The organism is Micromonospora sp. NPDC051296 (assembly GCF_040682255.1).
GTDB classification, from domain to species: Bacteria; Actinomycetota; Actinomycetes; order Mycobacteriales; family Micromonosporaceae; genus Micromonospora; species Micromonospora craterilacus.
In genome coordinates, this window is sequence record NZ_JBFBAO010000119.1 from 1 (window position 1) to 17,075 (window position 17,075).

Annotated in this window: 22 protein-coding genes, 1 tRNA gene and 1 pseudogene; 15 read left to right on the forward strand and 9 right to left on the reverse strand. The window is 71.0% G+C overall.

Annotated features, from left to right (window positions below; all coding sequences use genetic code 11):
- A partial coding sequence (locus AB0M52_RS14915; RefSeq protein ID WP_363953450.1) for an AAA family ATPase occupies nucleotides 1–915 on the reverse strand: 915 nt, incomplete at its 3' end.
- Nucleotides 916–978: 63 nt separating this feature from the next.
- Here AB0M52_RS14915 and AB0M52_RS14920 point away from each other — a divergent pair.
- The 5 genes from AB0M52_RS14920 (at nucleotide 979) to AB0M52_RS14940 (ending at nucleotide 4,896) form a co-directional block, all read left to right on the forward strand.
- Nucleotides 979–1,698 carry a PP2C family serine/threonine-protein phosphatase gene (locus AB0M52_RS14920; protein WP_363953452.1) on the forward strand — a complete coding sequence of 240 codons (720 nt, stop codon included), beginning with the start codon at nucleotides 979–981 and terminating at the stop codon, nucleotides 1,696–1,698.
- Between the two features lie 60 nt (nucleotides 1,699–1,758).
- Entirely contained in the window at nucleotides 1,759–2,097 is a 339-nt protein-coding gene (locus AB0M52_RS14925) for a PadR family transcriptional regulator (RefSeq protein WP_363953453.1), read from the forward strand.
- Entirely contained in the window at nucleotides 2,094–2,912 is an 819-nt protein-coding gene (locus AB0M52_RS14930; protein WP_363953455.1) for an ATP-binding cassette domain-containing protein, read from the forward strand. Before AB0M52_RS14925 ends, AB0M52_RS14930 begins: the two co-directional genes overlap by 4 nt.
- Nucleotides 2,909–3,601: an ABC transporter permease gene (locus tag AB0M52_RS14935; RefSeq protein ID WP_363953457.1), complete on the forward strand. Its 693-nt coding sequence runs from the start codon at nucleotides 2,909–2,911 to the stop codon at nucleotides 3,599–3,601. Before AB0M52_RS14930 ends, AB0M52_RS14935 begins: the two co-directional genes overlap by 4 nt.
- A 77-nt stretch (nucleotides 3,602–3,678) precedes the next feature.
- Complete coding sequence (locus AB0M52_RS14940) at nucleotides 3,679–4,896, forward strand: hypothetical protein (RefSeq protein ID WP_363953459.1); 1,218 nt, start codon at nucleotides 3,679–3,681, stop codon at nucleotides 4,894–4,896.
- Nucleotides 4,897–4,977: 81 nt separating this feature from the next.
- Here the strand turns inward: AB0M52_RS14940 and AB0M52_RS14945 are convergent, their stop codons facing one another.
- Nucleotides 4,978–5,994 carry an NAD-dependent epimerase/dehydratase family protein gene (locus tag AB0M52_RS14945; protein WP_363953461.1) on the reverse strand — a complete coding sequence of 339 codons (1,017 nt, stop codon included), beginning with the start codon at nucleotides 5,992–5,994 and terminating at the stop codon, nucleotides 4,978–4,980.
- Nucleotides 5,995–6,045: 51 nt separating this feature from the next.
- Nucleotides 6,046–6,531 carry an anthrone oxygenase family protein gene (locus AB0M52_RS14950; RefSeq protein WP_363953463.1) on the reverse strand — a complete coding sequence of 162 codons (486 nt, stop codon included), beginning with the start codon at nucleotides 6,529–6,531 and terminating at the stop codon, nucleotides 6,046–6,048.
- Between the two features lie 157 nt (nucleotides 6,532–6,688).
- On the opposite strand from AB0M52_RS14950, the gene AB0M52_RS14955 reads away from it, so the two are divergent.
- From AB0M52_RS14955 to AB0M52_RS14965, 3 genes are all read left to right on the forward strand, one after another.
- Nucleotides 6,689–6,760, forward strand: a tRNA-Lys gene (locus AB0M52_RS14955).
- A gap of 140 nt (nucleotides 6,761–6,900) precedes the next feature.
- On the forward strand, nucleotides 6,901–7,176 hold the full coding sequence (locus AB0M52_RS14960; RefSeq protein WP_278177945.1) for a type II toxin-antitoxin system prevent-host-death family antitoxin: 276 nt from the start codon (nucleotides 6,901–6,903) through the stop codon (nucleotides 7,174–7,176).
- Nucleotides 7,173–7,430, forward strand: a complete 258-nt coding sequence (locus AB0M52_RS14965) for a Txe/YoeB family addiction module toxin (RefSeq protein ID WP_363953465.1) — start codon at nucleotides 7,173–7,175, stop codon at nucleotides 7,428–7,430. Before AB0M52_RS14960 ends, AB0M52_RS14965 begins: the two co-directional genes overlap by 4 nt.
- Before the next feature lie 32 nt (nucleotides 7,431–7,462).
- Here the strand turns inward: AB0M52_RS14965 and AB0M52_RS14970 are convergent.
- Together AB0M52_RS14970 and AB0M52_RS14975 are read right to left on the reverse strand one after the other, a co-directional pair.
- Nucleotides 7,463–7,900 (reverse strand): annotated as a pseudogene (locus tag AB0M52_RS14970) (replication initiator); the annotation flags it as partial.
- Nucleotides 7,901–8,273: 373 nt separating this feature from the next.
- Nucleotides 8,274–8,498, reverse strand: coding sequence for a winged helix-turn-helix domain-containing protein (locus tag AB0M52_RS14975; RefSeq protein ID WP_363953467.1), 225 nt, complete (start codon nucleotides 8,496–8,498; stop codon nucleotides 8,274–8,276).
- Nucleotides 8,499–8,785: 287 nt separating this feature from the next.
- On the opposite strand from AB0M52_RS14975, the gene AB0M52_RS14980 reads away from it, so the two are divergent.
- Nucleotides 8,786–9,169 (forward strand): hypothetical protein, encoded by a 384-nt coding sequence (locus AB0M52_RS14980; protein WP_363953469.1) that lies wholly within the window; start codon nucleotides 8,786–8,788, stop codon nucleotides 9,167–9,169.
- Nucleotides 9,166–9,519, forward strand: a complete 354-nt coding sequence (locus AB0M52_RS14985) for a hypothetical protein (RefSeq protein ID WP_363953471.1) — start codon at nucleotides 9,166–9,168, stop codon at nucleotides 9,517–9,519. Before AB0M52_RS14980 ends, AB0M52_RS14985 begins: the two co-directional genes overlap by 4 nt.
- A gap of 490 nt (nucleotides 9,520–10,009) precedes the next feature.
- On the opposite strand, the gene AB0M52_RS14990 is transcribed toward AB0M52_RS14985, so the two are convergent.
- Nucleotides 10,010–10,366 (reverse strand): VOC family protein, encoded by a 357-nt coding sequence (locus tag AB0M52_RS14990; RefSeq protein ID WP_363953472.1) that lies wholly within the window; start codon nucleotides 10,364–10,366, stop codon nucleotides 10,010–10,012.
- A gap of 151 nt (nucleotides 10,367–10,517) precedes the next feature.
- Here AB0M52_RS14990 and AB0M52_RS14995 point away from each other — a divergent pair, with 151 nt between their 5' ends.
- Genes AB0M52_RS14995 through AB0M52_RS15005 form a run of 3 tightly spaced genes read left to right on the forward strand, consistent with a single transcriptional unit; the run spans nucleotide 10,518 to nucleotide 13,902 of the window.
- Nucleotides 10,518–11,042, forward strand: a complete 525-nt coding sequence (locus tag AB0M52_RS14995; protein WP_363953473.1) for a PadR family transcriptional regulator — start codon at nucleotides 10,518–10,520, stop codon at nucleotides 11,040–11,042.
- Nucleotides 11,039–11,710, forward strand: a complete 672-nt coding sequence (locus tag AB0M52_RS15000; protein ID WP_363953474.1) for an ABC transporter ATP-binding protein — start codon at nucleotides 11,039–11,041, stop codon at nucleotides 11,708–11,710. Before AB0M52_RS14995 ends, AB0M52_RS15000 begins: the two co-directional genes overlap by 4 nt.
- Nucleotides 11,707–13,902: an ABC transporter permease gene (locus AB0M52_RS15005; protein ID WP_363953476.1), complete on the forward strand. Its 2,196-nt coding sequence runs from the start codon at nucleotides 11,707–11,709 to the stop codon at nucleotides 13,900–13,902. Before AB0M52_RS15000 ends, AB0M52_RS15005 begins: the two co-directional genes overlap by 4 nt.
- A gap of 60 nt (nucleotides 13,903–13,962) precedes the next feature.
- Here the strand turns inward: AB0M52_RS15005 and AB0M52_RS15010 are convergent, their stop codons facing one another.
- Together AB0M52_RS15010 and AB0M52_RS15015 are read right to left on the reverse strand one after the other, a co-directional pair.
- Nucleotides 13,963–14,808 (reverse strand): S1 family peptidase, encoded by an 846-nt coding sequence (locus AB0M52_RS15010; RefSeq protein WP_363953478.1) that lies wholly within the window; start codon nucleotides 14,806–14,808, stop codon nucleotides 13,963–13,965.
- 191 nt (nucleotides 14,809–14,999) lie between these two features.
- Nucleotides 15,000–15,365 carry a TetR/AcrR family transcriptional regulator C-terminal domain-containing protein gene (locus AB0M52_RS15015; RefSeq protein ID WP_363953486.1) on the reverse strand — a complete coding sequence of 122 codons (366 nt, stop codon included), beginning with the start codon at nucleotides 15,363–15,365 and terminating at the stop codon, nucleotides 15,000–15,002.
- Here AB0M52_RS15015 and AB0M52_RS15020 point away from each other — a divergent pair.
- Together AB0M52_RS15020 and AB0M52_RS15025 are read left to right on the forward strand one after the other, a co-directional pair.
- On the forward strand, nucleotides 15,365–15,853 hold the full coding sequence (locus tag AB0M52_RS15020; RefSeq protein ID WP_363953480.1) for a DUF4386 domain-containing protein: 489 nt from the start codon (nucleotides 15,365–15,367) through the stop codon (nucleotides 15,851–15,853). The two genes, AB0M52_RS15015 and AB0M52_RS15020, sit on opposite strands and share 1 nt — an antisense overlap.
- A gap of 38 nt (nucleotides 15,854–15,891) precedes the next feature.
- Complete coding sequence (locus AB0M52_RS15025) at nucleotides 15,892–16,398, forward strand: hypothetical protein (protein ID WP_363953482.1); 507 nt, start codon at nucleotides 15,892–15,894, stop codon at nucleotides 16,396–16,398.
- Nucleotides 16,399–16,492: 94 nt separating this feature from the next.
- Here the strand turns inward: AB0M52_RS15025 and AB0M52_RS15030 are convergent.
- The coding region (locus AB0M52_RS15030) for a prepilin peptidase (RefSeq protein WP_363953484.1) at nucleotides 16,493–17,075 on the reverse strand (583 nt) is incomplete at its 5' end.

The window sequence follows — 17,075 nt, forward strand, 5'->3', positions numbered from 1 at the left end:
CAGGTCGGCCAGGTCGGCAAGGACCGCCAGCGACGGCAATCCGCCCGGCGGACCGTCGGAGGAAGAGCCGCCAGCGGCCGCAACGTCGACCGGGGACCGGGCTGGGGGCGGGCCATCGAACGAGGACTGGGCTTCGGTCGGGGAGGGTGGGTCGAGCAGCGTCTCCGGGTCCTGTCCGGCGTGCGCGGCGAGCAGCTCGGTGAGGACGTACGGGTTGCCGCCGGTACGCTGCCAGACCCCGTGCACCAGCCGGGCACCGGGCGGGCGGCCGGCGTACACCTGGGTCAGCACCTCGGCGACCTCGGCCGGGCGCAGTGGCCCGAGGTGCTGGCGCACCGCGCCGCGTACCCCGCAGAGGCGGGCCAGGGTGCGGCCGGCGAGTTCCGGCGCGACCGCGTGCGCCGCGGGCCTGGTGGCGACCACCAGCAGGGCCGGCAGCCCGGCGGCGGTGGCCAGCTCGCCGACCAGGTTGAGGCTGGCCGGGTCGAGCGCGTGCAGGTCCTCCACCACGAGCACCGCCGGGCCGGCGCCGACCAGCACCCGGACGGTACGCACGGCGAGGCGGAGCAGGGTGCCGGGGGCGTAGCGCTCGCGTGGCGCGGTGGGCTGCTGGGCGAGCCAGGCCAGCGCGTCCGCCGGAAGGTCGAGCCGGCTGGTGTCGCGCCCGCTCAGCACGGCGGCCAGCCAGTCGTACGGGGCGGGGCTGTGCACCCGGGCGGCGCCGCTGAGCACCACCTCGGGCCGTGGGGTGAAGGTGTCCAGCGCGGCGGCAACCAGCAGGCTCTTGCCCACGCCGGCGCCGCCGGTGACGACGGCGACAGCCGGCGACCGGCGGCGGCCACCGACCACGGTGGACCACGCCCGGTCCAGCTCAGCCAGCTCACCGGCGCGCCCGACCATGGACACCGGCAACATTCCTCAACCCTACGCAGTAGTGCGTAGAGACGCGGGAAGGGTCTTCTTGGCAAGCTTGACCCCATGACGCTCATCCTCCGCTCGGCCATCCTCAACGACATCGGCCTGGTCCGCACCAACAACGAGGACTCGGCCCTCGCCGGCGAGCGCCTCGTCGCGGTGGCCGACGGCATGGGTGGGCTGCCCGCCGGTGAGGTGGCCAGCGAGATCGTCATCCGGATCCTCGACGAGCTGATCCCGCCGACCACGCCGGACGCCGCCGCCGACGCGCTGCGTGCCGTGGTCAGCACGGCCAACCAGCGCATCCACGCCGCGATCGCCGCCGACCCCGCCCGCGACGGCATGGGTACGACGCTGACCGCCGGCCTGCTCGCCGGGGACACGCTGGTGCTCGCCCAGGTCGGCGACTCCCGCTGCTACCTGCTGCGCACGGGCCAGCTGCGCCAGCTGACCCGCGACGACACCTTCGTGCAGGCGCTGGTCGACCAGGGTGCGCTCTCCCCGGAGCAGGCCCGGCACCACCCGCAGCGGTCTCTGGTGACCCGCGCGGTGCAGGGCTTGGACGCGCCGCCGACGATGGGCATGGTGACCGTCGCCGCCGGGGACCGCCTGCTGCTGTGCAGCGACGGGCTCTCCGACTACGTGGCCGACGAGGCGATCGCCGCCACGCTGAGCCTGCACGCCGACCGCCAGCAGTGTGGCGAGCAACTGGTGAAGCTCGCCCACCAGGCCGGCGCGCCGGACAACGTCACCGTCGTCATCTCCGACATCATCACCGGCTGAGCCCGGCCCCCTGCGGCTAGGTAGTTGTGCCATCTAGATAGCACCACTAGGGTTCGGCGGGTGGATTCCGACCGTCGAGGGCAATGGCTGCGCGGAGTGCTCGACCTCTGCGTGCTCGCCCTGCTGCGAGAAGGCGAGTCCTACGGCTACCAGCTCGCCCAGTCGCTCGACGCCGCGGGCGTCGGGCCGATCCAGGGCGGCACGCTCTACCCGGTGCTGCTGCGGCTGCAACGCACCGGCCTGGTCACCGCGCAGTGGCGGGAGGGCGGGTCGGGTCCGGCCCGCAAGTACTACCAGCTCACCGACGACGGGCGGGCGGCGCTGCACCAGGGCGGCAACGCCTGGCTGGCGTTCGTGGCGCCGGTGACCGGCATCGTCACGAAGGGGGTCGAGGGGTGAACGCCGACGAGTGGCTGCGGGCGTTCGCGGCCGAACTGCACCAGCGCCGAGTGGCGGTCGACGCCGCCCGGAACGTGGTCGCCGAGGCCGCCACGCACCTGCGCGAGGGCGGGGGCGACCCATGGCTGGTCTTCGGCCCGCCGCAGTCGTACGCCGCCGCGATCGTGGAGAGCATCGGCACCGCGCCCGGCCCGCGCCCCGGCCCGGTCCGGCTGCACGCCCGGGGCATCACCAAGCGGTACGGACGACGCACGGTGCTGCGCGACGCGTCGCTGACCGTACGGGCCGGCCAGATCGCCGCCGTGGTCGGCGCGAACGGCTGCGGCAAGAGCACCTTCCTGCGGATCTGCGCCGGGCTGGTCTCGCCCGACGCCGGCGAGGTCAGCGTCTCCGGCCGGCTCGGCTACTGCCCACAGCAGGGCGGCACCGCCGACTTCCTGCTGCCCGACGAGCACTTCGTGCTGGTGGGCGCCGGTCAGGGCGTGGCACGGGGGCCGGCCCGCCGCGCCGGCCGGGCGGCGGCCCGGCATCTCGGCTGGGACGCCGAGGGCGACGTGCTCGCCCGGCACCTCTCCGGCGGTACGCGGCAGAAGCTGAACCTCACCATGTCCACCCTCGCCGAGCCGGACGTGCTGCTGCTCGACGAGCCGTACCAGGGCTTCGACCAGGGCAGCTACGTCAACCTCTGGGACCAGTTGATCCGGCTACGCGACGAGGGACGGGCCATCGTCGTGGTGACCCACCTGCTCAACCAGCTCGACCGGGTCGACGTCGTGCTCGACCTGACCCCCGCCCAGCAGGGAGGCCGCTCGTGAACCGGCTGGTCACCGTGGCCGAGATGACGCTGCGGGAGCTGGCACGCCGTCGGGGCGTACTCCTGCTTCTGCTGTTGATGCCGTTGGTCTTCTGGCTGATCCGGCGGGACGCCTACGTCGGGCAGTCGATCCGCGCGCTGCTGCTCGGCATCAGTTGGGCGGTCAGCACCGCCGCGCTCTTCGCCACCAGCGCCGCCCGCGAGATCGAGCCCCGGCTCCGGCTCGCCGGCTACCGGCCGCATCACCTCTACCTCGGCCGGATGCTCGGCCTGTGGGTGCTCGGCCTGGCCGTCTCGGTGCCGTTCTTCCTGCTCACCGTCTTCGACACGGCCAACCTGCGGTACGCCGGGATCGCCGTGGCGATGCTCTGCTGCGTGGCGGTGGCCGCGCCGTTCGGCATGCTGATCGGCGCCCTGCTGCCCCGCGAACTGGAGGGCACCCTGCTGCTGCTCACCGTGGTGGCGATGCAGATGCTGATCGACCCGGCCAGTCCCGGCGCGAAGCTGACCCCGTTCTGGTCGAGCCGGGAGATCGGCACCTGGGCGGTGGACCACACCGACGACGGTTACCTGACCCGGGGCCTGCTGCACGGGCTGGTGGTCACCGCGCTGCTGACCGTGACGGTGGCGGGTGTCTTCGCCGTCCGGCTGCGCCGTCGCCGGCACCTGCACCACGTCCCGCTCACCTGACCACGGCCCCCGGGGCTCCGGCCCCGGCGACGGCTCGGCTCGACCGAGAACCTCGACACAGGGCCTAGCATCACGGGGTGCGTCTGAGACCCCTCGCCGCCGTGGTCGCACTCGGCGTCGCCCTCACCACCCTGTCCGCCTGTGGTCCGTCCGTGCCGCGGGCCGACCCCCGAAGCGCCCAGCCGCCGGTGACCGACACCGACACCGCCGCGCCGACGGCGGAGGTCGAACAGCCGACCACCAAGGCCACCCCGCCGGCCCGTACCGGCCTGGGCGCACCCGGGGCCAGCGCCAGCCCCACGCCACCCGCGAAACCGCAGGGCGTACGCCCCACCGGCAACCCGGCCGGCAGGGCGGCCGTACCGGCCGAGGCGCGGGCGGTCGACACCTCGAAGCCGACCCGTACCGTCGGCACCGGCACCCCCGCCAGCTGCACCTCCAACGCGGTGGTCCGGGCGGTGGCGGCCGGCGGCATCATCACCTTCGACTGCGGCCCGGACCCGGTGACCATCCAGATGACGGCGACCGCCAAGGTACGCAACGCCAACGGCCCGAAGGTGGTGCTCGACGGCGGTGGCAAGGTCACCCTGAGCGGGCAGGGTAAGCGGCGCATCCTCTACATGAACACCTGCGACGCCCTGCAGGGCTGGACCACCTCGCACTGCAACGACCAGGATCACCCCCAGCTGACCGTGCAGAACCTGACCTTCGCCGACGGCGACGCCACCGGCCAACGGACCGAAGGTGGCGGTGGTGGGGCGATCTTCGTCCGGGGTGGCCGGTTCAAGGTGGTCAACTCGCACTTCGCCGGCAACCGCTGCGACCGCACCGGCCCGGATCTCGGCGGCGCCGCCATCCGGGTGCTCGACCAGCACAACGACCAGCCGGTGTACGTCGTCAACAGCACCTTCACCGGCGGATCCTGCGCCAACGGCGGCGCGCTGAGCAGCATCGGCGTCTCCTGGGTGGTGCTCAACAGCGTGCTGCGGGACAACGAGGCGGTCGGCAACGGCGCCAACCCGGCCCGCTCCGGCACCCCCGGCGGCGGCAGCGGCGGCGCGATCTACTGCGACGGCGACAAGTTCTCGGTACGAATCGCCGGAACGATCATCGAGGGCAACGACGCCAAGGAAGGCGGCGGGGCCATCTTCTTCGTCAGCAACAACCGCACCGGCACCCTCCGCATCGAGAGCTCGACCCTGCGCCGCAACCCCAGCCACGGCTTCGAGACCTACCCCGGCATCTTCTACCTCGGCTCCGGCACCCCCGCCTTCACCTCCTCCACCATCCGCTAACCATGTTGCTCGTCGATCATGCAGTTGTGGTGCCCGGAAAGTCCGCTCAACTGGCTATTGCCCAGCACCACAACTGCATGATCAGCGAAGGGCGAGGGGTGGGCTGGGGGTGTGGGCGCGGCCGGCGATGCCGGCGAAGAGTTCCTTCAACGCGTCGACCGAGCTGACCCGCGGCTGCCAGCCCAACTCGCGCTCGGCCCGCTCGCTGGACATCAGCGGCGCGTTCAACGCCAACTCCACCCAGCCGGCGTCGACCGGTTGCAGCCGGGCCCGCCAGGTGAGCGCGGCGGCGGCGCGCAGCAGCGGGGCGGCCACCGGCACCGTCCAGCCGTGGAAGTGCCGGGCCACCAGCTCCGGGGTCAGCACCGGGTCCGCGGCGACGTTGAAGGCACCACGCGCGTCACCCAGAATCGCCCGGGCGTACGCATCGGCCACATCGTCCGCGTGCACCGCCTGCATCCGCAGCCGGCGGTTGGCCGGCACCAGCGGCAGCCGACCGAAGCGGAGCAGCCGCACCGGCACCAGCCGCCCGAGAAAATAGCGGGTGATCTCGGTGCCGGCGGCCCGCTGGAAAATCAGCCCCGGGCGCATCCGCACCAGCCGTAGCGCTGGATGGCTCCGCTCGATACCGTCGAGCATCTCCTCCACCGCCGACTTGTCCCGGCTGTACGACGACTCGGCCACCCCGGTCGCCGGCCACCGCTCGCTGATCGGCAGATCCTTCGGGCCGGGCGCGTACGTGCCGACCGACGAGGCGTACACCAGGGCCGGCACCCCGGCACGCAACACCGCGTCGACCACCGCCCGGCTGCCGCCCACGTTGGTGCGGCGCAACACGTTCGGGTCGTGGCTGGGCTGGATCTGCCAGGCCAGGTGCACCACCGCGTCGGCCCAGGCAAAAATCTCGGTGAGTTGATCGGCCGCACCGGGCAGCCCGATGTCGCAGGAGTGCCAGCGCACCCCGTCGTACGGCTCACCCGCCCCCAGGCTTGGCAGCCGGCGCGCCACCCCGACGACCTGGACCTCGCGCTCCCGCCGCAACCGGCGCAGCAGCGCGGTGCCCACGTTGCCGCTCGCCCCCACCACCACGATCCGCATGCCCGGCCCGTACCCGATCAGCCGCCTTCCAAGCCCGTCGGTTGGTGCGGCCTACCGGGCCAGCAGGGCACCGATCAGGCAGGCGAAGGCGGCGACCGAGCTGATCGTCCGGACCAGGTTCCAACGCACCCAGGTCGCCTCGAACCGCTGTCGTACCGCCGCCAGGTCGGTGGTCCCGTCAACCGACCCGGCGGCGTCCAACTGGTTATTAAGCGGCACGTTGCACCGCATCGTTACGCCGAACGTGACCAAATGGCCGACCAGCGCGGCGACGAGCCAGGCCAACACCGCGCCACCGGCGCGGAAATACCCGGCCACGGCCACCGCGACCAGCAGCGGCCCGCCGAGGAACACCGACAGGAACCACCCGTTGAGGATCTTCCGGTTGATCGACTGCATGGTGCCGACCAGCGTCCGGTCGTCGGTCGCGGCCAGACCCGGCATCACCGAGCAGGCGTACGCGAAGAACAGCCCCGCCACCAGCCCGGTGCTCATGGTCGCCCCGGCCAAAATGGCGATGCGGATCGGTTCCGGCACGCTGGACCTCCCCTGTCGTACTGCCGACTGAACGATCCTGCCAGCCCCGGCCAACCCCCTCGACCCCGTACGCTGGCCGGCGCGCTGTCCGGAGCCATCGATGGCGGCCCGGAAGCCGCGAGCCCGCTCCCGCGGGTGTCCGGTAACCTGAGCGCGCGGGCCGCTAGCTCAATGGCAGAGCTGTGGACTTTTAATCCATAGGTTCAGGGTTCGAGTCCCTGGCGGCCCACTCTTCCGCAGGTCAGCGGCCCTTCTCGGGCTGTTTCAGTGGTGATCACGACTCGTACAGCAGCGAAGTGCAGCACCGGCCAGGGTGAGGCAACATACTCCGCCTGAGGTACAGTTTTCTGTACCTGCCTGGAGGTGGTCATGCGGACCGTGAACTTCACCCAACTACGCCAGAACCTGGCCGCCGAACTCGACAGCGTCATCAACGACGCGGAAGAGGTGGTGGTGACCCGCTCGGGCCACGAGCCGGTGGTGATCGTGTCGCTGGCCGAGTACGAGTCGATGAAGGAAACCGAGTACCTCCTGCGCAGCCCCAGCAACGCCGCAGCGCTACGCCGATCGATCGCGGAGCTTGAGCAGGGCGACACGGCCGAGCGGGAGCTGACCGACCCGGACGCCCGGCGGGACGTCGCGTGAGGCTGGTCTTCACCGCGACAGCCTGGAGCCAGTACCTCAGCCACACCGACCGCAAACTGGTCAAGCGCATCAATGAACTGATCGCGGACGTGATGCGCAACGGCTACGAAGGCATCGGCAAGCCGGAACCCCTACGGGGAGAGCTGTCCGGCTTCTGGTCCCGCCGGATCGACCGCGAACACCGGCTGGTGTACCGGATCACCAAGGACGACGTCGAGGTCATCGCCTGCCGGTACCACTACGGCGACCGATAACGGACCAGCGTGGAGACAGCAGCGTCCGGCCGTCATCGGTCGAGCGTCTGGCCGAGCCGCTTGAGAGCGTCGCGGGTGGCTGCCGAGGACACCACCGTGTAGATCTCCATGGTGATGGCGAACTGCGCGTGCCGGAGGATCTGCATCGCCACCCGGGGGTGCACGTCCAGGTCAGCCAGGAGGAAGGCGCAGGTACGCCGGGCATCCCTGACGGTGATCCGCCGGACGCCGGCCGCGTCGCAACGCCGGTCCCAGAAGCGGTTGACGTCCCTCGGCTCGACCGGCCGCCCGTAGCGCGTGGTGAAGACGAGATCCGACGGCTGCCAGGCCGGGCCGGCGGCATCCCGGGCGGCGTGCACGGCGGCGTCCAGGTCGTCGGCGGTGATCCCGGCCGGCGGCGAAATGAGGGCGTCCTTGTTGTCGGGGTCGACGCCGTCGAGGCGAAGCAGGACATGGAAGTGCACCGCTCCAAGGGTGGCCGCGTACCCGAGCGAACCCGTTGTGCCCTTCAGGACGAAGGTGACAGGGCTCGCCCTGCTTCAGGCAGTGCGGTGCACACAGGGGGCACAAGACACCGTGAAACGTCGTCAACCAGCGAGGAGGCATGGCAACCCGATGCACTCCCGTGAGCAGGCGCCGATCGCTGCTCCGCTGGTAGGTCGATTGCGGCTCTTTAGAGCCTTTTGCCAGCCGCCCACAAGTCGACGACGCGGAGTTGGTGCGGCTCGATCTCGCCTATCTCTACGGCGAAGGTGGCCCGGTCACCGAAGCATCGTGTCATCAGTCCACGAGACTAGCAGCGGCATGCCGCCCTACGAGTTGACTCGGGCTGGTGACCCGGGCCTACCTGGGCAGGGGGTTGGCGACGTACACGCCCTTGCCTTGCCGGCCGTCGATCAGGCCCTCAGCCTTGAGCAGGAGCATGGCAGCGCGGACGACCGTATTGCTGACCTTGTAGTGCTCGCAGAGTGCGGCGAACGAGGGCAGCTTGTCACCCGGCGTCAACTGTCCGGAGCCGATCTGCTCGCGGATATCCCGGGCGACCTGTAGGTAGGCAGCTTCAGACATAGGTGGTGCTCCCAGCTTGGCGGCTGGTGCAAGCAGACCACATCACGGGCTCGACTTACAACGCTATGTGTCGTAGCTGTTGACCCTGCGCACATTGCGTCCTAAGTTGCAGGTGGGGCTACCCAGCTTGGCGGCCGGGTGTCCTGCCGTGGGTGCCCTGTCTCCGGAAACGGCTGACCGGGTGCCCACGGGACCCCAGGCATCGGCGGGAGGCGCAGGGTGACCAGACCGAATGATGCAGCTGCTTCGAGCACAGGTGTCGGCCGTGCTGATCGGGATGCCGGCCGTTGGCAGCAGGGGTCCGAGAGCAAAAGACGCGTGTCCTACGACGAGTACGTCCTGGCGGTAGCACTCACCCTCGCGCGCCGGCATCGGCCGGTCTGGTCTTGGCGACGGTGGCGGCGGGTCTGCCGCTGCGGAGCCGAGTTGCCCTGTCGCGCCCGGCACCGGATTCCGATCAATCGTGGCCACTGGCCCGGGGAGGGGGAGAAGTGAACGACGGACAAGAGCAGGCGATCGTCGCGGTGCATGTCCGAGGGCTCGATGGCATGTGCGTCGGCTGCCGCGTCTGGTGGTCGCGGCTGACTCCGTACCCGTGCTGGCAGGTGGACTGGGCTACCAGCCGGCAGGCTCGCGCGATCACCACCCGCGTCCTGGGCGGTGTCCGGTGACCACCCACGGCCCGGTCATGCCGATCTGGAGCTGCGGAGGCTGCGACCTGCCCTGGCCCTGCCCCACGCGAAAGCGCGAGCTGCGGGCGGAGTACGCCGACGCCCCGGTGTCGCTGGCCCTCTACCTCGGCGCCTACCTCGTCCAGGCCGCCGAGGACATGCCCTGGACGCCGGCCGGCGTGTTGCACCGCCGCTTCCTCGGCTGGAGCAGGACGGGCCGACCGATCGACGCCAGCAGTACAGCATCGCAGTACAGCAACCGTGCCACCCGAACCGGACCGAGACCGGCCTCAGCAGGCCGGATGACCTCGGACGACACTGGATCCAGCCGGGTCGCCGGCAATCCATAGGTTCAGGGTTCGAGTCCATGGCGGCCCACTTCTACGCAGGTCAGCGGCCCTGGCCGGGGAAGCCTGCCTACCCTTCACGTCGGCTGTCGGCACATCGAGTCGATCAGCTCCTCGAAGCCGGGGAACTCCCCCCGCCTGAGGTGATGACCGCACTCGCCGTCTTGCGATGCGACGGTGCCCATCGCTGGGCGATCTCCGTGAGGCGGCCATCCGTGCGGGCTCATGTTCGTGACTGGGGTATGCCGTCGCCTCCCAGGGACCGAAGCCGTCGGCGAGTAGCCAGAGATAAGCCCGCAGGTTCTGCGCTACGACTCCCTCCCAGCGCGGCCGTATCCGCTGGCAGCTCGGCCGAGCCGGCGGAGCATCGTCCATGACGGACATTGCGCAGCCCAGGACAGGTCACCCAACAATGCTGCGTATCGGGTACGCGGACGGCAAGGCCACCAGCGCGGCGGTCACCGTACGCCGCTGACGCCCTGGCCAACTGCGCTCAGCGGTCCTGGAGCAGCCCGAGCACGTTGCCGTCGGGGTCGGTGACGGTGGCCACCAAGCGGCCGCCACCGACGTCGCGCACGGGGTCCTTCACGGTGGCACCGGCGGCGGTCACCTCGGCCAGCTTCGCCTCGATGTCCGGTACGTGCCAGTAGGCCACCGGCGAGGTCATGCCCTGCGGTCCACCACCGGGCACCAGCCCGATGTGCTGACCGGCGGCCTCGAAGCCGACGTAGTAGGACGCGTCGGCCTGCGGCGGCACGCCGAGCAGGGCGGTGTACACCGCCTTGGCTGCCGTCAGGTCGGACACGGGATGCAGCACGGTCTTGATTCCCTGGGTGGGTGAGCTGGTCACTGGTTCACTCCTCTAAGGATCGTGGGTCGACACCGACCCGGCGGACATGTCTCGTCGGGCTCAAGAACGAACGGGGAGCCCGGAAGTCGTCACCAAGAAATGTACGCCGGGGATATATACGCGGTGTATACCCTCGGGGTATGGTCTCGGCATGAGCGTCTCCATGACCCTTCTCGGCCTGCTCGAACGCGAGCCCAGCCACGGCTACGACCTCAAGCGGCACTACGACACCTTCTTCAGCAGGGGTAAGCCGCTGCCGTTCGGCCAGGTCTACTCGACCCTTGGCCGGCTCGCCCGCGACGGCAAGATCGTGGTCGGCGAGATCGAGCCGGGCGTGGGCCCCGAGCGCAAGCGCTACGTCATCACCGAGCGGGGTGCGACCGAGGTCGAGTCGTGGCTGACCGAGCCGGTCGAGGCCGAGCCCAACCTGCAGACGGTGCTGTTCACCAAGGTTGTGCTGGCGCTCATGCTCGGCCGACCGGCGGAGGAGTACCTCGACCGGCAGCGCGCCGCCCACCTGAGGCGGATGACGGAGCTCACCGAGATCAAGCGCGGCGGCGATCTGGTCGACACCCTGCTGGCCGACCACGGCCTGTTCCACCTGGAAGCCGACCTGCACTGGATCGACACCACGGTCGCCCGGTTGGACGCGCTCCGAAAGGTGGTCCGGAAGTGAAGGCGATCGAGGCGCGCGACGTCGTGCTGTCCTTCGGTGAAACCCCGGCGTTGCGCGGTGCCAGCGTCTCGGTGGCCCCGGGCGAGATCGTCGCCGTGATGGGCCCGAGCGGCTCCGGGAAGTCCACCCTGCTGCACTGCCTGGCCGGGATCCTGGTGCCGGATTCAGGCGAGGTCCACTTCGACGGCCGCCGGATCGACACCCTGAACGAGAACCAGCGCAGCGTCCTGCGCCGGGATCAGTTCGGGTTCGTGTTCCAGTTCGGGCAGCTCGTGCCGGAGCTGACCGCCGAGGAGAATGTCGCGCTGCCGCTGCTGCTCGGCGGCGTCAAGCGGGCCGCCGCGCTGCGGGAGGCACGGCCCTGGTTCGAGCGGCTCGGCCTGGCCGGGCTGGAGCGGCGTCGGTCCGGTGAGCTGTCCGGCGGGCAGGCGCAGCGGGTGGCGCTGGCCCGTGGCCTGGTCGCCCGGCCCGGGGCGTTGTTCGCCGACGAGCCGACCGGGGCGCTCGACTCGCTGACCGGTGAGCAGGTCATGGACCTGCTGGTCGCCTCGGCCCGCGAGCAGGGCACCACCGTCGTCCTGGTCACCCACGAGGCCCGGATCGCCGCGTACGCCGACCGGCAGGTCATCGTGCGCGACGGCAAGGTGAACGCGCTGGTGCACTCATGATCCGGTTCGCGTTACGGCTGTCGCTGGCCGGCGGCCGGGAGGCCGCCGTCCGGCTCGTCATCATCACCACCGCGGTGGCGCTGGGCGTCGGCATGCTCCTGACGACGCTCGCCGGCATGAACGCGGTCGGCGCGCAGAACCAGCGGTACGCCTGGCTCAACACCGCCGTCGCCCCGCTCTCGCCCGACACGTCGGCCGACCCGATGTGGTGGCTGATCCGCGAGGACTTCTACCACGGTCGGTCCATCGGCCGGGTCGAGGTCGCGGCGCTGGGTCCGGACGCTCCCGTCCCACCGGGCATCCCGCGCCTGCCCGGGCCGGGCGAGTTCTACGTCTCGCCCGCGCTCGGTGAGCTGCTGCGGACCACGCCGGCCGCGGAACTCGGTGACCGCTTTCCCGGCGACGAGATCGGCATCATCGGGCGGACGGCGCTGCCCTCCCCGGAGTCGCTGTTGATCGTCATCGGCCGCAGCCCGGCCGAGCTGGAACAGTTGGGGGCCCGCCAGGTCACCCAGATCATGGACACCTCGCCGAGTGGCTGCAACGGCTGCTACGTCGGCATCAACGGAGACGGAATGGCGCTCGTGCTGTCCGTCGTGGCCGCCGCGTTGCTCTTCCCGGTGCTCATCTTCATCGGCACCGCGACCCGGCTGGCCGCGACCCGCCGCGAGCAACGCTTCGCCGCGATGCGGCTGATCGGCGCCACCCCACGGCAGATCGCCGTCATCTCGGCGGTGGAGTCCGCCGCTGCCGCCATGGTGGGCACCGTCGTCGGGCTCGGCCTGTTCTTCGCGTTCCGGCCGGGACTCGCCACGATCCCGTTCACCGGGGAACCGTTCTTCGCCGCCGACCTGTCGCTCACCGTCGTCGACGTCCTGCTCGTCGCGCTCGGCATCCCGCTCGGCGCCGTCGTCGCCTCCTGGCTGGCCCTGCGCCGGGTGCAGATCTCACCGCTGGGCGTGAGCCGTCGAGTGACCCCGAAGCCGCCGCGGGCCTGGCGGCTGATCCCGCTGGTCGCCGGGCTCGCCGAGTTGGGGTACTTCATCGGTCGGCGCCCGGACACGACGAACGGCCAACTGGCCGCGTACCTCTCCGGCTTTCTGCTGATCCTGATCGGGCTGGTGCTGGCCGGCCCCTGGCTGACCATGGCCGGTGCCCGGGTGCTGGCCGGGCGGGCGAGCCGGCCCGCCGCGCTCATCGCCGGCCGGCGGCTGTCGGACAACCCGCGGGCCGGGTTCCGGTCGGTCAGCGGGCTGATCGTGGCGCTGTTCGTGACCAGCGTGGCGACCGGCACGATCACCACGTTCGTCGCCAACCGTGGTGAACCCCGTACCGACTCGGTGGCCGCCACCTCACTGAGCAAGATTTTCTGGCCGGAGGACGGCCCAGCGCCGACCGCGGACCAGATCCCGACCGGGCTCGAGACCATCCCTGGGGTACGCAGTGTGACCGTGGTGCACCACAACCCCGGCCCGGACGGGTGGCACGGCCTGATCACCTGCGCCGAACTGGACCGCCTGGCGGTGTTCGGCAGCTGCCGTGCCGGTGCCGAGGTCGCCGCCGTGGCCGGCGATCTCATCGGAATGCGCGCGTTCGACCTGACCAGCGACACCTACGTCTGGGAGGACGCCGGGATCGCCGCCTCCGAGGTCGACCGGCAGCCGATCCTGTCGGTGGTCGTCGACACCACCAGCCGCTCCGCGTTCGAGCAGGCCCGGACGATGCTGATCAACGCGTTTCCGCAGGAGCGTTTCCCGGCGAGCGTCGGCGAGTGGGAGGCGGCCTCCGCGCAGCAGATGATCCAGTTTCAGCAGCTGGCCAACGTGGTCATGCTGGCCAGCCTGCCAATCGCGGGTTGCAGCCTGGCGGTGAGCGTGGCCGGCGGGCTGAACGACCGGAAGCGGCCGTTCAGCATGTTGCGGCTCACCGGTATGCAGCTGCGCACGCTGCGCCGGGTGGTCGCGCTGGAGACCGTCGTGCCGCTGCTGGCCGTCGCCGCGGTGGCGATCGGGGCAGGGTTCCTGGCCGCACACCTCTTCCTGCGGTCGCAACTGGACTACCCGCTGCTACCGCCGCAGCTGTCGTTCTACCTCATGGTCGCCGGCGGGCTGGCGGTGTCGCTGGGCATCATCGCCTCGACGCTGCCACTGCTCGGCCGGATCACCGGGCCGGAGACAGCCCGCAACGATTGAGTCACCACAGCAACCGGCGGGTGCCTCACCATGGAGGCACCCGCCGGGATCAGCGAGCTGTCACCGGATCGTGGCGAGCCAGTCCTGGACCACCGGGATCTCGACGCGCTGGTAGCCGCCGAGGTAGCGGCAGTTGCTGGTGTAGCCGTAGCTGGTGACCGCGACCAGGTAGCCGTTGAGGAAGGTCGGGCCGCCGGAGTCGCCGAAGCAGGTACCGCCACCGCCGCGCACGTCGTTCGGGTTGCCGTTGAGCTGCAGGACCTGCGGGGTCAGCTTCTGACCCGGTGAGGTCGTGTAGCGGCGAAGCAGCGGGTAGCTCATGGGCTGCGGCTTCTGCGGGCCCGATTCCGGCTTGCGGACCTCGGTGCCGTACCCGACCAGCCCGAAGATGGTCTTGTTGAGCTTCGGCTGGGCGAACTGGTCGAGATACCCGGTCGGTGCCACGGTCGCGGGAACGATTCCGGTCACCGGCGTGTCCAGCACCACCACGCCGACGTCGTTCCAGTTGTCCAGATCGGTGAAGTCCGAATACTCCGGGTGGGTCGCCGCCGTGCCGGACAGGTAACCCGCCGCGGCAAGCTCCGCAGCCGTGTAACCGGCACTCGGGTCAGCCGCCGCCGGCAGCGGGTTCGGCGGTGCCTCGGCGATGGCCGTGTCGAACGTGACCAGGGTCTTTCCGAGGGTGCCCTGAGTGCAGTGCGCGGCCGTGAGGACGATGGTCGGCGAGATGAGCGTGGCCGAGCATCGGTAGCGGCCGGTCTCGTCGTAGAAGAGGATCAGGCCAACGTTGGGATGCCGGTCACCGTCGGGCTCCCCGCCGGTGATGGCAGCCGCTGGGGTAGCTGTGACTGTCAGCGCGAACGTCGTCACGACGAGCGCGGCTAAAGTGCGTCGCAGTGCTCTCATGCCGGCCTATCCTGCCCCTTATTTTCGCTCACGAAAAGACCCTTTTTTCGAGCGCGATCATGCCGCTTGACGTGCGGTTATGCCTTTCCGGCCCGGCTGCGCGAGCCGAGCGGATCATGGGCGGGGAAACCACTTCGCTGAAACGACAGCCCGCGTTACTTCAGCGCGTTCCACAGCCTCTCCATTACATTTCAGCCGCGGGCCTGTTCGAGGCCGTCGAAGAGCAGGTCGAGGGTGAACTCGAACTCGACCTGGCGGTCGCACCAGCCGAGCGTGGGGTCGGCGGCGTCGTGCGCCTCGGCGGCGACCATCGCGGTCAACTGGGGCAGCGCCTCGGCCATCGCGGCCAGTTCCGCCTCGGCGGCGTCGACGTCGGTCTGCCCGCCGGCCGAGGCCGGGCGGAACACCTCCTGGGCGAACCCGAGCGCCAGGCTGCCGAACGCGTGCAGCGCCCGGTGGGCGATCCGATAGGAGAACCCGCCGTCGCGCAGGGTGGCGATGATCGCGTCGTAGTAGGCGTACACCCCGGCGGGGATGGTCGGCCGTGAGCTGAGCAGTGCGGGCGCCCACGGCCGCTGCCGCCAGCATCGCCGCCTTCGGCCTGGTCAACGCCGTCGCAATCCTGGTCAGCTCCGCCCTGATCGCCACCGCGACCCAGGTGGCGGTCGACCCGCTCGGCGACACCGCCAACACCGTCCAACTGCTGTACCTGGTCAGCGGCAACCTGTGGATCGTGGGCGGGCTGTTCTTCGGCCTCTGGCTCGTCCCGATGGGCTGGTGCGTGCTCCGCTCCGGCTGGCTGCCCCGGGCACTCGGCTGGGTCCTCGTCGCCGGCGGCGTCTGCTACGTGCTCAGCGCCTTCGTCGCCTACCTCGCCCCGAGGGCGGGGATCGTCGGCGACCTGCTCGTCGTCCCCGCGTCCGTGGGCGAGTTCTGGATGCTCGGTTACCTGATCATCTGGGGCGTCCGGCGGCAGGCGCTGCCCGAGAACACCGGGTCACCGCACCGTGTCGTTGATCCGGTTGTGCCCGCCGCCCGCCGGTGACCACGGTGAGGGGCGCCGACCGTCCGGGAGGGACGCCGATGACCAGTGAACGCGAGACCGTCGAGGTCGATCCCACGCTGTTCCAAGCCGTCTACGACTCGCCCGCCTCGCTGCCGGGCCGACACCGCTGGACCACCCCCGAGTCCGACGTACGGCGGATCGAGAAGCTGCTCGGCATGCCGCCGCGCACCATCGGCGCGCCGCTGTGGGTCAGCGGCGACCAGCCGGACTGCCCGAAGTGCGGTCGACGGATCACCTGGTACGACATCGTCTCGTCGGCGCTGAAGGGCATGCACGACCCGATGATGATCGCGACGGTGATCCTCGGCGACCGCCGGTACGTCAACACCGGCCTACCCGACGCCATCCCCGGCGTACGCTGCGCCGACTGCCGCTCGCCGATCGAGGGGCTGCGCAGCTTCAAGTGCCACAACTGGGCGTACGCCTTCGAGGAACTGGCCGCCGTGCGGCAGCGGATGTCCGGCGGATCAGCCCTCGGCGACCAGCGTGAGGACGTACCGCCGCCCGGCGCGCCCGCCGAGTGACACGGCATCGCACCCTAGCGCCGCCGCCGCGCGCCGCTCGAACTGTTAAGAAGGGGCCCGTCCTCTACCGGAGGCGTTAAGAGGGGGCCCTTCCTTACCAGATCAGCAGGAGGGCACCGAGGGTGCCGAGCACCAGGTACGGGCCGAACGGCAGGTGGCTCGACCAGCGGGCCCGGCGGGTGACCAGCAGCCCCAGGGCGACCAGACCGGACAGCGTCAGCGCGAGAAGCAGCCCGAGCAGGGGCACCGTCCAGCCGCACCAACCGAGCAGTGCGCCCGCGCCCAGCGCGAGCTTGGCGTCGCCGATGCCGAAGCCCCGCGCGCCGAGCAGCAATGTGGTGGCGGCGAAGAAAAGCGCCAACCCGATCCCGGCCGCGGTGGCGCGCAGCCACGGTGCCGGCCCGGCGCCGGCCAGCGCGGCCAGCCCGAGCAGCAGCCAGGTCCCGGCGGCGGCCGGCCAGGTGAGCCGGTCGGGCAGCCGGTGCACGGCGACGTCGACGAACAACAGCGGCACCGCGAAAGCCAGCCACCAGGCAGCGGCGACCAGCTCGACGGCGGGTGGGCGGGCCAGCAGCAGGACGACGACGGCCGCGGCGGCGACCAGTTCGACGGTGGCCGGTGGCGCGCCGACCCGGGCCCGGCACCCGCCGCAGCGGGCGGCCGGCCCGAGCGCCGGC